This is a genomic window from Lacrimispora xylanisolvens (assembly GCF_002934545.1).
In the GTDB taxonomy this organism is placed as follows: Bacteria; Bacillota; Clostridia; order Lachnospirales; family Lachnospiraceae; genus Lacrimispora; species Lacrimispora xylanisolvens.
The window spans coordinates 89,315-102,917 of the sequence record NZ_PTJA01000009.1 but is presented as its reverse complement, the minus strand read 5'-3'; the positions used below and the strand labels follow the sequence as shown (position 1 = coordinate 102,917).

Sequence of the window (13,603 nt, the reverse complement as noted above, 5' to 3'; positions counted from 1 at the left end):
GTGATGAAAATGAGCAGTGGAAAAGCAAAGCATCTGATCGTAATCTCTTATGATGCATTTTCTGAAGATAATTGGGAGAAAGCAAGCACGCTTCCCAATCTTTCCCGTTTAATAAAAAATGGGGTCTTCAGTACGAAATTAAAAAGTGTGTATCCGACTCTTACCTATGTTGTCCATACCACTATGATGACCGGTGTTTATCCGGATAAACACGGAATTATTCATAATAACCCGCTCCAGCCTTTTGTTGGAGAAGAAGATCAGGCATGGTTCTGGTTCAGAAAAGATATCAGAGTCCCCACCGTATATGAAGCATTGAAAAAGCACAGGATGAAATCCGCCGCAATTTTATGGCCTGTCACAGGGAAGGCCTCCATTCGTTATAATATGCCTGAGATAAAAGCAATCGGTCGTGAAAATCAGGCTCTTAAAATACTAAAAAACGGAAATCCGTTTTATTGTGCGGGGCTTGAGAGAAAATACGGAAAAATAAGAAAAGGAATTGAGCAGCCCTACCTGGATGATTTTACGGTTATGTGCGGCACAGATACGATATTATCTAAGAAACCGGAGCTTTTAATGATCCATTTCATTGATCTGGACGATGCAAAACATCATTATGGAACAGACAGTACTGAGATTGATCAGGTTCTCCTCCGCATGGATGGGCGAATTGGAAAGATGATGGATGCGGTTGCTGCGGCAGGTATTTCAGAAGAAACAGTCTTCATGGTACTGGGTGATCATGGTCAGAAAAATGTCAGATATAAGGTGAGGCTCAATCAATTACTCAAGGAAGACGGTCTTATTTATGAAGAAAATGGGAGCATGCATTGGAGGGCATATCTACAGTCCACAGGCGGGTCAGCTTATTTGCACGTAAAGGAAAATGATGACGAGGCGAAGCAGCGCGCGCTGGGGATTCTTCAAAAAGCGGCAGGAGAGGAAACCTTAGGGATAGAGAAAATCTATACCGGGGAAGAACTGGAACGGTTCCATGCCTTCCCGGTTTCTGGCTGTATGCTGGAAGCAAAACTGGGATATAGCTTTGATGACAGAATTGTGGGTCCCCTTGTAACGGATTTAAAAAAAGAGAATAAAACCTATGCGACCCATGGATATTCTCCGGAGAAACCAGAATATAACTGCTGTTTTGTTGTATCAGGAAACGGGATTCGAAAAGGATACCAGTTAGGGGAAATCCATATGGTAGATATTGCTCCAACCATAGCTTCCATTCTTGGCGTTGATTTCGGGCCTTGTGATGGCAAAGTACTGGAAGATGCATTTCTCAATATAAGAGAATAAGGCTATTTTGACAGTTATGCTGAAATGGAATATCAAATCATGAATAAAATCTTAGAAATGTCTCAAAGAAACCGATAAGTATAATAAGGGATGCAGCAGGCTGGTTGCTGGGATTCTCTTACTAAATTAGAACAGGGGGCATTTTTATGAGTAGAAATAAGTTTTTAAAATTACTTTTTAGTGCTTTATTAGTTATAACAATGGCATTTACAGCAACTACCTCAGCATATGCTGCAACAGGGACCAAGAAAGTGACTTCTTCGGGTACCATGAGTCTTGCCTTAAATAAAGGCCAAACAGGCAATTCCAGTGAAGTTACATTCCGTGTTTCCGGTCTTCCGGCCAATGCTGTTATTACAAAGCTTGAGGTAAATCCGGGTTCGCTGAAATATTCAGGAGCTGTACTTACCAATTACCTGACAGTGACCAGCAGTAACAGAAGTTCAGCAGAGAAAGTAACTTGGAACGGTAAGGAAAATACAACTTTGAGAACAAGCGGTTTTTTGGCTTCCAAAGCCAATGGAACGTATACAATTTCCTTTAACGCTACCTGTATCAGCGGCGCGATTTCCCATGGTATGATATTGGACATTGGATCTAAATCATATTCCAATCCTTATATTACGATTTATTGGGATGACTCCTTTTAAATTCTAACCAGATATGGAAGTATAAATTACGGGAAGGATTTTCATATGACCAGCCCATATGGAAATCCTTCCTGAAAAAGATAAGGAGCAGAAAAAAGATGCGCGTAGGAAATGATAAATCCCTGGTGCAAAGCCGCCAGCCTTCCGGTACAGAAAAACGGGGGAGTGTACCTTCCCCGGATTATACCGATTTTCATTTTAACACAAAGACAGCACCGGCGATGAGCGATGAAAAGTATAAGACAGCTATCATCGAGCAGGCAAAAAAAGATCAGGCGGCCGGCAAATTCCAATCTGATTCAGCTGGATTCAGAAATCTGGTAAAAAGTTATGTTTCTGCGGTCTCCCCTGACAGGAAAAATATTATTTCACAAGGCCTGAGAGCGATTTATAAAAATACCAGACAGGAACCGAAAACCTTTAATCTGTTGGATTATATGTTTGGTTCCGTGAAGTATAGCAAGGAAGCAAATGATGTTTCTTATGCTGAATTTTACGACAGCAATGGAGAGATGGTAGCTTCATTTTCCAATGGCAGATGGATTTCCTATGGAACGAAAGCGGAAGATGCCAGAGAATCCCAGCTGTGGGGAATCTACAATCAGGCATGGAACAGCGCGGCGAGAGCAAATGGAGGAACTTCGTCTTCCATTGATGTTACAGGTTAAAAAATACAGAGGTGTATCTATGACAGCAGGTATAATGGAATTTTGGGGGCTGAATGAGGAGCCAGTTGCCGCTACGCCCACAACCTGGGAAGTAGCGGGGAAGTATATTTTAAAATCGGTGGGTACAGAAAATGCTGCACTTAATAATATCAGGCTGACTGCTGCACTTCGCTCCCATGGGGTTCCAGTGCCTCATATTATGAAAGCTGCAGATGGCAGGGATTATATATTGACAGAAGATGGGTGTTATCTGCTTCTGGAAAAACTTGCAGGCAGTCATATAAAAGAGGTGTTTGAGCAGGACTATGAATCCATTGCTTATGAAACCGGCATTGTCATCGGAAAAATTCATTGTGCCTTTATGACAGTAACAGATAATAAGACCGGAATGAATTCGTTTCATCAGGAACTTACGGGCTGGATCAGCAGGGAACTGTCCGGCAGCAGCCTGTTGACAAAGGAAGAATGGTCCGGACCAATGGACGCATTGTGCAGAATTTACCCGCAGTTACCCAGGCAGCAGATTCACAGGGATCTGCATTATGGTAATCTACTGTTTGAAGGTACAACATTAACCGGTGTACTGGATTTTGACTTAGGTAAACAGGATGCCCGCTTATTTGACATCGCTTATTTCCTGATAGGGCAATTAACGGGTTACAAAGATCTTATGGCAATTAAAAAGAAGTGGATCCGGTTTATCAGTCAGTTTCTAAGTGGTTATGAATCTATAATTGTTTTAGAAAATGATGAGAAGAAAGCACTGCCCCCTATGATGCAGTGTATTGAACTTTTATTTACCGCGTTTTGGCTGCAGAAGGCAAATCAGGAAGCGGCTGCAGAAACGTTACGGATTTTTAAGTTTATGGAGCATGTGTATAGTCAGGAATAAAATAGAAAGAAAATGGTGAATTGTGTTAAAGAGATTTATAAAAATGAATATTCTAAAAGAGAAGCATAAGAAAACTTCGTGTTTATTTGCACTGGCAGCAGGAGCAATGTTATTGTTATCCGCCTGCCAGACTAGAACGCAGCCAGATTATCTGAAAGCAGAATCGTCATCTCCAGCAAATGAGACATCGATACAAACAGAGACATCGTCATCTGCAATCGCGCAGTCATTACCCCAGATAAACAGTTATTCCAATAAAGTAATTAAATTCAATTATCCGGCAGACTGGACATCTGAGGAAAACCCTGGGGAAGATATATCTTATGTAAACTTTTTTGATTCAAAATCAGGGAGTGATCCTGTTTTTTGGTATTCCAGAGGGGAAGCCTGGCTCACTGATTTCAACCGGACAGAGGAAGATTACAAAGCACTTTTGTCAGAAAGCTATTTAGACGTGGTTATCACAGATTTAACAAAAACCACCATTGATGGCAATGAAGCGATAAAGCTTGTATTTCTATATAAGGCCAATGATGTGGAGTATACTATGACACAGTATGAAACCATAGTTGGACCTGTTTCTTTTCAATTCAACTGTACCTGTAAATCCGATTTAAGCAATGATTATGAAAGCATATTGAATTCAATCATATCATCCATTGAATTTACCGGCTGATTTAATCTGACAGTACTTTATGCTATATAGCGCCCTGGTTCAGTAACATGAAACAGGGCGCTTTAATCAGGTTTGTATCATATCTCAATCAAAGGTGGATACAGAAGTGGTTTTCCCGTTTTCTACTTTAGCATAATATTTCGATGTTCTTGTATCTACATGCACAAAACCGCTTGTAATATACTGCATGATTCCCTTCATACCAAGATCTTCTGCTTTTCTGGCTACATTTAAAGTGGTTTTACCGCTGACTACAATATCAGCAGCCTGTCCTTTCACATGATAAGAATTGGTTGCGCCGCCAATGGATTCGTTGTAACTTTTTGTCCGGTAGCCGCTGTTAATTGTTACAGCTGTTCCGGCCCAGTCTCTGATCTTCTGTAAATAGGCAACCAAATCTCCGTCAATCAGAATCTTATCACTTCCATCCTTACATGCAAATTCTTTAACCTTAAAATTGGTGCTCAGACGAGTCTCGCCGTCTTTGGATAACGAATAGGTTTTCACTGCCATATTTCATCCCTCTTTCTTATATTTTTGAGGCGTTGATAAGATACCGCGGTTATCTTATGTGTGCCTCTGAATATAAAAAAGTGACAATCCTCTATTTTGTAAACGGAAGATAAGATTTTTGTTGTGTTTTTCCAAAATAGATGATATTATATGCCAGGTGCGTTTTCGCATATACAATAACGAAAGGATTTTCAACTAATGTCAACCAAAACAGCTTCAGTAATTCAATCAACACCAACAGCCCCATCCACTCCTTCCATTGCCAATCCTGCTCCTCTTGGACTTTTAGGATTTGGAATGACTACCTGCCTGCTAAATATCCATAATGCAGGATTGATTCCGTTATCCATTGTGATTGTAGCAATGGGATTTGGATTAGGTGGTGCCGCTCAGATCATAGCTGGTATCATGGAATTCAGAAAAAACAACACGTTTGGTGCAACAGCATTTACAGCCTATGGTTTCTTTTGGTGGTCTTTGATTTTAATCTGGATTAACCCGTTTAAAGGAATCGAAGCTGCTGATCCCAAAAGCATGGGATTTTATTTAGGCTTATGGTGTGTGTTCACACTTTTTATGTTTATCGGAACTTTAAAACATAATCGCGCCAGCCAGGTTGTTTTTGGCTCTCTGACCGTTTTATTCCTCCTGTTATCACTGGCTAACTTTACTGGAGCGGAATCCATACATACAATTGCCGGATATGTGGGAATTTTCTGTGGTGTATCTGCTATCTATAATTCAGTGGGACAGGTTCTGAATCAGGAATTTAAAAAGACGGTATTACCTTTATAATTAAAATTCAGGCGGAGTACAAACACCAGCTTCATAATGACTCATATAATATTCAGAGTATATTCTCAGGAGAGTATTAATGGGTAATTATGATTACAGTGGTTACGTTCCCTATAATTATGGTTATACAAGTCCATATATGTCTGGCATGAATGCATCAAACATGCAGGGGGGACAGCAGACAGCTGATATTTTTACATTTCCGCAAAATCTGCCCAACGCACTGGATTTGATTCAGCAGGCACTTGCAGGTGAAACCGAAGACAGACTATTTTATTCATGGTTAATAGAAAATGCCCCATCGGATGAAGACAAACAAATTATATCTGGAATTCGTGATAATGAAATCGGTCATTATGCTTTATTTAGACAGTTATATAGCGAGATTACCGGAGTAATGCCTCAACAGGTTCAGGGAGAGCAGTTCGTTATACCGGAAAGTTATTGTGCAGGGTTATCACGCGCCCTTTTGGGAGAGCAGAATGCTGTGGTAAAATATCGTAACATTCTCTATGCCATGGAATTCCGTGAGCATATTAATATGATGATTGAAATCATAACAGATGAACTCAGACATGGGATTTTATATAGTTATCTCTATACCAAAAATGGTTGCAGAGGTTAATCAAAAACAGGCGGTTGATTTTTCTTATATTTGTAAGAAAAACAGCCGCCTTATTTTTTATGTCTGATCAGTGCTAAGAATCACCATTGCTGATATCAACTTTGTATTTCAAAGATTCTGAAATATGCTTCATTACCTGGATGCTTAATGTATCGGGTGCTATATTTTTATTGTTTAATATCCAGACTTCCAGGATTCCCATAATGATATTGGAACGTATGGTTAAACTGTATTCATAAAAGGAGTCCTTGTCAGGACTGGATTTCACTCTGTCTATTAATTTCTTAACCAGGTCTGATATATTACGATATAATATTTCTTTGTTGTTGATTCTGATTAATAATTCAATAATACCTGATTCTAAATACCAGAATCTTAAAAAAGGTTTTAGCAGATCCAGTGGATGGGTATTTCTTTCCACACTCTGATTACGATAATATCCGGCAATATATTCTTTTAATGCAATAAACTTCTGATCACATTCGTATCTTAAAATATCTTCCAGTGTATCATAATTTCTGTAAAAGGTCGCCCGGCTGACTTGAGCCCGCTCTATAACCTCTGTTATTTTAATATCGGAGTAGTTTTTTTCATAAAGCAGAGATTGAAATGCATTGAAAATCAGGTTTGATGATTGTTTGGAACGTTTGTCTTCTTTTATATGATACAAAATAAGGCCTCCTGTCTCTTATCTTTGAACATGATTTACTTCTATCCGATTATATCATATAATAAATTACGATACAAATGTATATTAAAATAATTTTATAAAAATAATGTATACTAAAAGGAGAAGAAAAAATGATACAATCAAAGACATGGAAAATAGTAACATTGGTATTACTTATAATTGCCGCTGTATTGATTTATATGTTCTGCGGCGATATGAAGGAATTTGAAGACAGAATCCCTTCTGTGGAAAAAACACAGTTCATTGATCATGGTGATGATTGGAGAGATCTTCGCTACGGAGAAATGATACCTGTTTACCGAAAAGGGGTTAAGCTTTATATGGAAGTGTACAATACCGTCAATTCCAATGAACTTCCGGAAGATTTATGGGAGAAGATTGATACAGATACCCTGGCAAAAGAGTATGGTGCAATGGCAGTACTGGCAAATGGACCAAGGCATTGGGTGGTAAATAAAATAGAAGCGGGTTCCATGTCAAGAGATGGGAAAATCGCAAATTTTGGCGGTATAGAAATGACTCAGAGGGCAAAGCTTCATACAACAATATTTCATGGCAACCTGGGAAGTAAAAAGTATACCGAACATGTAGTAAACAGAGAAACAACTTACTATTACCTGAAAGGAAATATGGTATATGAATTAATCTCCCCAGCTGGTGATGTGTATCGAATGCAGTCCTATTCCCAACAGGCAGATCCCAACTTAACAATTGAGGATCTGGAAACCTTAGGTGATAAACTGGATCTTCCTGATGGCTGGACCTATCGCGCGCGGGTATTAGATGAAGATTCCAAATTGACTGCAGATGGTAAGGCATATATAATTAACGATGAGTTACTAAATACCTATCAAAAAATGAGGTAGAAACCAATGACAATTTATGTAGATGCAGATGCCTGCCCGGTGGTTCGGATTGTGGAAAAAACAGCCAAAGAAAATAAAACAGCTGTTTGCCTCCTCTGTGATACCAATCATGTATTACAGTCTGATTACAGTGAGATTAAAATCATTGGCGCAGGAGCAGATGCTGTGGATTTTGCGTTAATAAATCTTTGTAAAGCCGGTGATATTGTGGTGACACAGGATTATGGAGTAGCGGCTATGGCACTTTCAAAAGGTGCATATGGAATTCATCAGTCCGGAAAGTGGTATACCAATGATAATATTGATCAGCTTCTGATGGAACGGCATATTGCAAAAGAAGCAAGGAGAGCAAAGGCTAAAAATCATCTTAGCGGACCTTCAAAAAGAACAAAAGAAGATGACAGACATTTTGAAGAATCGTTTCGTAAGCTGATTACTTATGCCAGTGAAAGGTCTGATTTAAAAAAGTAAGTTCTATGCTCCGGGGATAGATAAATATTGCATATCGCGATTAACAAGAGTAAACTTGTTGATAGTGGTATGCAAATTTATTATAAGGGGGATTTCGTGATGAGAAGTGGCGTGACAGGGGCATGTCTGGTTTTCATGATGGTATTATCAGGATGCGTGGGTACTCAGACGAGTAACGTATGCCGAACGGAAGTAAGTACTACTGCTGAAACGGAACACAAGACTGACATTACATCGGTGGAGAACATTCTGGCCAGATTGACACTTGATCAAAAGGCGGCTCAGATGGTACAGGGAGCGGTATATAATATGCCGGATAATCTGATGAAGGAGAAATGCTACGGAAGCATTCTATCCACATTTGGTGAGAATTTCTTAAGTGCATCACAGTGGAAGAATATGATCCTGAAATACCAGAAGGAAGCCATAAGTTCCGAAGCAGGCGTGCCCTATATCTATGGAAATGATCAGGTTCATGGCCTTGCTGGCTGTAGAGGTGCCGTCATATTTCCTCATAATATCGGAATTGGAGCCGCCAATGATAAAGAGTTAACTTATCAGATGGGATTGGCAGTGGCAGATGAAGCAAAATTTACAGGGATGCTCTGGAGCTTTTCTCCGTGTTTATCTGCAGCACAGGATCCCAGATGGGGGCGTACCTATGAGAGTTTTTCCTCTGAAAACGGTATGGTTGCAGAGCTGGGAGCAGCCTATACCAGGGGACTGATTGATGGAGGGCTTCTCCCTTGTGCAAAGCACTTTTTTGCAGATGGTAATGTTTTATACGGAACAGGCGAAAATTCAGAGGGAGAAAAGCGGTTGATTGACCGTGGTGATGCAAAACTTACAGAGGCGGAGATTCAAGATTTGTTAAAAGTTTATCAGGCACAAATCGATGCTGGTGTTAAGACGATTATGATCAGTCACAGCAGCGTGAATGGTATAAAAATGCATGCCAATGAAAAATACATATCCATACTAAAAAAAGATATGGGCTTTCAGGGTTTCATAGTAAGCGATTGGAATTCCATACATAACATACCAGGTGATAACTTAAAAGATCAGACAATTACAGCAGTCAATGCAGGAATCGATATGCTGATGGAAGACTCCAATTTTGAAAATTGCCGAAAATATATTGTTGATGCAGTCAATGAAGGCAAAATTTCAATGGACCGTGTAGATGATGCAGTCAGCCGGATTCTTACGGTTAAAAAGGAAATGGGAATTATAGATGATCCCATGATGGAGAAGGTAACCACGAAAGAGAGCAGTTTGGGATCACAAGAATACAGAGATTTAGCCAGAACATTGGTAGAAGAGAGTCTTGTATTATTAAAAAATGACAATAACTTACTGCCAATTAAGAAGGGAACAAAAATATATGTTACGGGGCCTGCCGCAAATGATGTAGGGGCTCAGTGCGGTGGCTGGACATTTACCTGGCTGGGAAGTACAGATGCAGACAATCATGGACGCAAATGGATCCCGGAAGGAAAAACCATAATGGATGGGCTGAAACAACTTGCAGATGAATATAATCTGACGATTATCACCGATCCGGCAAAAGCGGCTGAAGCCGATCTGACCTTATTGTGTCTGGGAGAAAAGACCTATACAGAATGGAAGGGTGACAGTGCAGATATCAATATAACCGGCAGCCTCGCCCTTACCGGTAATAAAAAAGCAATTGACCAGGCGAAAAGTCTGGGCAATCCCACAGTAGCGTTAATTGTGTCTGGCAGAAATGTTATTATCAGCGACTATATGGAACAATGGGACGGTATCGTTATGTGTTATCTTCCGGGAAGTGAAGGAGATGGTATTGCTAATGTGCTGACAGGAAAGAAAACCTTTAAAGGGACTCTGCCAATGCCTTACTACTCAAAAGTTGAGGATATCAGAACTGATCAGGTTCTGTATCCAGTGGGTTATGGATTAACATATTAGCAGGGAAAAAGCTCTTCCTGATACGGATCTGAAACAGATCACCAATCAGGAGAGCTTTTCTTATTCTGAAACAGCTTTCACAGTGAAGCATACGAAAACCCGGTTCTCCAATTTGCATGGCCCGTGGGTGATGCGGGGGTAGATGCTTCTGGGGTTAAAGTAGGTAGGCGGATTCAACGCGATGAAGTGAGCATTTATTTAAAAATACGAATGGGCCTGCCTGAAAACGCATTGGAGTTATGATACGCATTCTGCATTTGTTATCCTCCTGGCGTTACATTGGCAAACAATGCTTGATCATAAATAAACAAGCCTCAATATAGTATATGAAACAGGGACAAAATGGTGTTGGACGAAAACGCTGTATATTAAAACGTATTTCTTCTATTGGAGAATCTGTCTATTGCGGATTTTATTTCCTCATCGCTAAACGCATTTGGTACATTTACATTCTCTTCCAGCCCATCAAGTTCCACGCCGTCAAAACGGTATAATTTTTTCAGCAGCTTCCATAGGGTCTTAAGTTCTTCTTCATCAAAAGCTTTAAACGTGTCTGCCATAAAATCAATGGATACACTGACGCCACAGTCTGTTAAAGTCTTGAGACCCGACTCCGTTAAATGTACGTTTACGGCTCTTTTGTCTTTGGGACTGGGGATAATCTGGGCAAAGCCCTTTTTACAAAGGCTGTTTACCAGCTGGGTCATATTTTGTTTGGTCGCCCCTAATTTACCGGCAATATTATTGATTGTTGTTTCATCCTCCGGCAAATGAAGGATAGCAAGGGCAGTCATATATTGTCTGGATGTTAATGGCTCGCAATATTTATCTCCGGTTGCCTGCAGCTTGTTTGAAACAGAAATCAAACAGGAGTAAACCTGCTCCATCAGATATAATAGATTGAATTCTTTATCGTAATCCATGGCAGTTATCATAACCTCACTAACATTTTTTATGGTATATAATCAATATGTTGTCTATTATTATATAGCCATGGGAGACAGCGGTCAAGAATTCTGTTGTAAGAACTCAATTGTTCTTTGAAAGGACTCATATTGGCCTTGGGCATTTCCTTCAAGAGTGCCTCCAGAAGTAAAAACACCGCCATCCATTGGTATATTTAAAGTGAAGTTTAATGGAATGATATAAGGGATGGGCAGGGGATGCCCCATGTTTTCAAAAGGCATTATTTCGTAATAATGAGAGTAATCACAGTTTTCTAAATGATTGATAATTTCCCTGCATGCTTCATGGCTGTTCCAGATATTATCTTTTTCTCCGCAAATCAAAAGAATATCTGCCTGTGAATTTTCCACTTTTATACGCGCTTCCCCGCGGTTCTTTGCTTTTTCAATACTTTTTCTGTAAGTGCTGGTAAAACCGAACGGAATTCCTTTTACCAAGTCTTTTTTCCGGTCTTCAAAAAAAATATCGTTATCCACCTGAATAAATGGAATTGATTTTCCCTGATAGGACCAGGAAGATACATTTTTTCCATTGGTCAATCCGTCAAGAGCCTGAAAACAATAGGTATGTGGCTCCACTGCAACGACTTTTTTTATCTGTTTATATCTGGAAGCCAATAGAAGAGCCAGTTCTCCCCCCTTGGAAGTACCATGAATATAAATATCTTTTGTATCAGTAATTTTACTGGTCTCTAACCAGTTAAAAATCTTCTCGAAATATTCCAGCGGAACTTCCTCCAGTTTTTCCGGCAGTCCCTCAGAATTAAAATAGGATACAGTCAGTACATTAAATCCCCTTGAGGCAAGGGGCGCCGCCATAAGAAACAGGCTTTCCATATGGCCGTCAGATCCGCCAAGCATTAAAATAGTTTTATTTCCTGAGTCCTTTTTATAAAAGAGCTGACCCGTAAAATCGCCGTGAATCGGTTTCATCAGTATATCATCTGTTTTAAAATGCCTTTTTAACTGTACCTTTTTCGTTTCAGCAGAAGTTTCAAATAGCAGGTTCATAAGAATGGGATTTTCTACCGAGATATGTTCGCCAATATTCTTTCCTTCGGATTTATTTTGTTCTAATGAATAGATAAGTCCCATACTGTCAGCCGTCTTGTAGGTTCCTTCTATGGGAATTGCAGTATCCAGGTCAATTTCTCCAGATTCGCCAGCAATAAAAACAGCATACGAAGAGAATTCTTCCCCACTGCACCAGGGGAGTTCCATTTTTAAACTTACCCTTAACTGACTGTATGGGAGTAAATCGAAAATTCTGATCCTGATTTTTTCATCTGCCAATGCTTCCTGATTCTCTACTTCTACTTTCATGATAAATCCTCCTTATGATAAAAAGACAATATACTGTCTATTTATCATAAGGATACTCCTGCAATGAAATAAAGTCAATATATTGTCTAAATATTTATGGAGTTAATGAAACTTTACTGCATAGTAAAACGCTTTCCCATATCATAAGCCATGAGACAGTCTTTTGGAAACTGGTTTTCCCTGACCATAGCTTTATGATGCTCATCAAAAACGGTCACAACGTATTTCTCATAATTGTCGAACTGATAAGTATCATAGGAGAAAAGTGATTCACTATACCCAAAGGCCCTTTTAAGGAAGCTTTCGATACCGTCTAATGTTGAACGAAAGCCCCGTTCCTCCATCTGTTCGGCAGTTACATTCATGGTATAAATAACCCCGGTCTTGATTTTTCGTTCAAAGAGGCTTTTGTAACCCTCTGTATAAGTGACATAAGGGAAAATAAGGCGTTCCAAAAAGGCATGCATTTGTCCGGTTACATCATAAAGATAGATGGGTGATCCCAGGATAATGGCGTCAGCCTCTTTGATTCTCAAAAGAATGGGACTTAAATCATCCTTCCAGGCACAAGATCCATAACTCGGTCCATCCTTTCTCTTACAGGCGAAACAGCTGGTACAACCCTTATAATTTAAATCATATAAATTGATCAGTTCTGTTTCAGCTCCATTTGCCTGCGCGCCATCCAGTGCTTTCTTAAGCAGAACAGCCGTGTTGTGATTCTTCCGGGGACTTCCATTGATTGCAATCACTTTCATATTGATATCCTCCTACTTGATTTTTACAGATAAATTATATATCCTTATACTCAGTAAGAGAAGTATGCACATTGTTGTTAGATACTAACTTTTTTGTTAGCAGGGAGGAAATGAATGTCGGATTTTAAAAGAAATTACAGCAGCTGTCCCATGTATTACACCATGTCGGCTGTAGAGGGAAAGTGGAAATGGATCATTTTGTGGAAGATTTATGAGGCGGGAATCATTCGATATAATAAATTGTGGGGAGAACTGAATCCGATTGCACATAAAACATTAAGCGCGCAGCTAAAAGAACTGGAAGCCAGCAGTTTAATCCACAGGGAGCAATACAATGAGGTACCGCCCCGTGTGGAATATTCTCTGACTGAAGAAGGACGCACCCTGATCCCAATATTGGAGCTGATGTATCAATGGGGGCAGGAGCATATGAAATAAAAGCGTGGCAGTAA

16 protein-coding genes are annotated in these 13,603 nt (G+C 39.7%); 11 read left to right on the top strand and 5 right to left on the bottom strand.

Annotated elements, in window-relative coordinates; genetic code table 11:
• Positions 1-3: 3 nt before the first annotated feature.
• The 5 genes from BXY41_RS16865 to BXY41_RS16845 all read left to right on the top strand — a co-directional run bounded on the left by BXY41_RS16865 (position 4) and on the right by BXY41_RS16845 (position 4,194).
• A complete protein-coding gene (locus BXY41_RS16865) occupies positions 4-1,308 on the top strand; it encodes an alkaline phosphatase family protein (RefSeq protein WP_341457857.1) in 1,305 nt (434 codons plus the stop codon).
• 146 nt (positions 1,309-1,454) lie between these two features.
• Positions 1,455-1,958 (top strand): hypothetical protein, encoded by a 504-nt coding sequence (locus BXY41_RS16860; protein ID WP_104438035.1) that lies wholly within the window; start codon positions 1,455-1,457, stop codon positions 1,956-1,958.
• A gap of 98 nt (positions 1,959-2,056) precedes the next feature.
• Positions 2,057-2,626, top strand: a complete 570-nt coding sequence (locus tag BXY41_RS16855) for a hypothetical protein (RefSeq protein WP_104438034.1) — start codon at positions 2,057-2,059, stop codon at positions 2,624-2,626.
• 19 nt (positions 2,627-2,645) lie between these two features.
• Positions 2,646-3,518: a phosphotransferase gene (locus BXY41_RS16850; RefSeq protein ID WP_170072435.1), complete on the top strand. Its 873-nt coding sequence runs from the start codon at positions 2,646-2,648 to the stop codon at positions 3,516-3,518.
• A gap of 43 nt (positions 3,519-3,561) precedes the next feature.
• The gene (locus BXY41_RS16845) at positions 3,562-4,194 is read left to right on the top strand and encodes a PsbP-related protein (protein ID WP_104438032.1); all 633 of its coding nucleotides are present in this window, start codon (positions 3,562-3,564) and stop codon (positions 4,192-4,194) included.
• An 84-nt stretch (positions 4,195-4,278) separates the two neighbouring features.
• On the opposite strand, the gene BXY41_RS16840 is transcribed toward BXY41_RS16845, so the two are convergent.
• Entirely contained in the window at positions 4,279-4,707 is a 429-nt protein-coding gene (locus BXY41_RS16840) for a YcbK family protein (protein WP_104438031.1), read from the bottom strand.
• 198 nt (positions 4,708-4,905) lie between these two features.
• Here BXY41_RS16840 and BXY41_RS16835 point away from each other — a divergent pair, with 198 nt between their 5' ends.
• Together BXY41_RS16835 and BXY41_RS16830 are read left to right on the top strand one after the other, a co-directional pair.
• Positions 4,906-5,502, top strand: a complete 597-nt coding sequence (locus BXY41_RS16835; RefSeq protein ID WP_104438030.1) for an acetate uptake transporter — start codon at positions 4,906-4,908, stop codon at positions 5,500-5,502.
• 79 nt (positions 5,503-5,581) lie between these two features.
• Positions 5,582-6,127: a ferritin-like domain-containing protein gene (locus BXY41_RS16830; RefSeq protein ID WP_104438029.1), complete on the top strand. Its 546-nt coding sequence runs from the start codon at positions 5,582-5,584 to the stop codon at positions 6,125-6,127.
• A gap of 73 nt (positions 6,128-6,200) precedes the next feature.
• On the opposite strand, the gene BXY41_RS16825 is transcribed toward BXY41_RS16830, so the two are convergent.
• Positions 6,201-6,797, bottom strand: a complete 597-nt coding sequence (locus tag BXY41_RS16825) for a TetR/AcrR family transcriptional regulator (protein WP_104438028.1) — start codon at positions 6,795-6,797, stop codon at positions 6,201-6,203.
• A 131-nt stretch (positions 6,798-6,928) separates the two neighbouring features.
• Between BXY41_RS16825 and BXY41_RS16820 the strand changes: the two genes are divergently transcribed.
• The 3 genes from BXY41_RS16820 (at position 6,929) to BXY41_RS16810 (ending at position 10,105) form a co-directional block, all read left to right on the top strand.
• Positions 6,929-7,684 (top strand): hypothetical protein, encoded by a 756-nt coding sequence (locus tag BXY41_RS16820; RefSeq protein ID WP_104438027.1) that lies wholly within the window; start codon positions 6,929-6,931, stop codon positions 7,682-7,684.
• Positions 7,685-7,690: 6 nt separating this feature from the next.
• A complete protein-coding gene (locus BXY41_RS16815) occupies positions 7,691-8,155 on the top strand; it encodes a YaiI/YqxD family protein (protein ID WP_104438026.1) in 465 nt (154 codons plus the stop codon).
• 99 nt (positions 8,156-8,254) lie between these two features.
• On the top strand, positions 8,255-10,105 hold the full coding sequence (locus BXY41_RS16810) for a glycoside hydrolase family 3 protein (RefSeq protein ID WP_170072433.1): 1,851 nt from the start codon (positions 8,255-8,257) through the stop codon (positions 10,103-10,105).
• Between the two features lie 368 nt (positions 10,106-10,473).
• Here BXY41_RS16810 and BXY41_RS16805 read toward each other — a convergent pair whose 3' ends face one another.
• The 3 genes from BXY41_RS16805 to BXY41_RS16795 form a co-directional block, all read right to left on the bottom strand.
• Positions 10,474-11,028 (bottom strand): MarR family winged helix-turn-helix transcriptional regulator, encoded by a 555-nt coding sequence (locus tag BXY41_RS16805; RefSeq protein WP_104438154.1) that lies wholly within the window; start codon positions 11,026-11,028, stop codon positions 10,474-10,476.
• Positions 11,029-11,112: 84 nt separating this feature from the next.
• On the bottom strand, positions 11,113-12,393 hold the full coding sequence (locus BXY41_RS16800; RefSeq protein ID WP_104438024.1) for an acyl-CoA thioester hydrolase/BAAT C-terminal domain-containing protein: 1,281 nt from the start codon (positions 12,391-12,393) through the stop codon (positions 11,113-11,115).
• Between the two features lie 113 nt (positions 12,394-12,506).
• Entirely contained in the window at positions 12,507-13,151 is a 645-nt protein-coding gene (locus BXY41_RS16795) for a flavodoxin family protein (protein WP_104438023.1), read from the bottom strand.
• A 114-nt stretch (positions 13,152-13,265) separates the two neighbouring features.
• Here BXY41_RS16795 and BXY41_RS16790 point away from each other — a divergent pair, with 114 nt between their 5' ends.
• Positions 13,266-13,589, top strand: coding sequence for a winged helix-turn-helix transcriptional regulator (locus BXY41_RS16790; protein WP_104438022.1), 324 nt, complete (start codon positions 13,266-13,268; stop codon positions 13,587-13,589).
• Positions 13,590-13,603 lie beyond the last annotated feature (14 nt).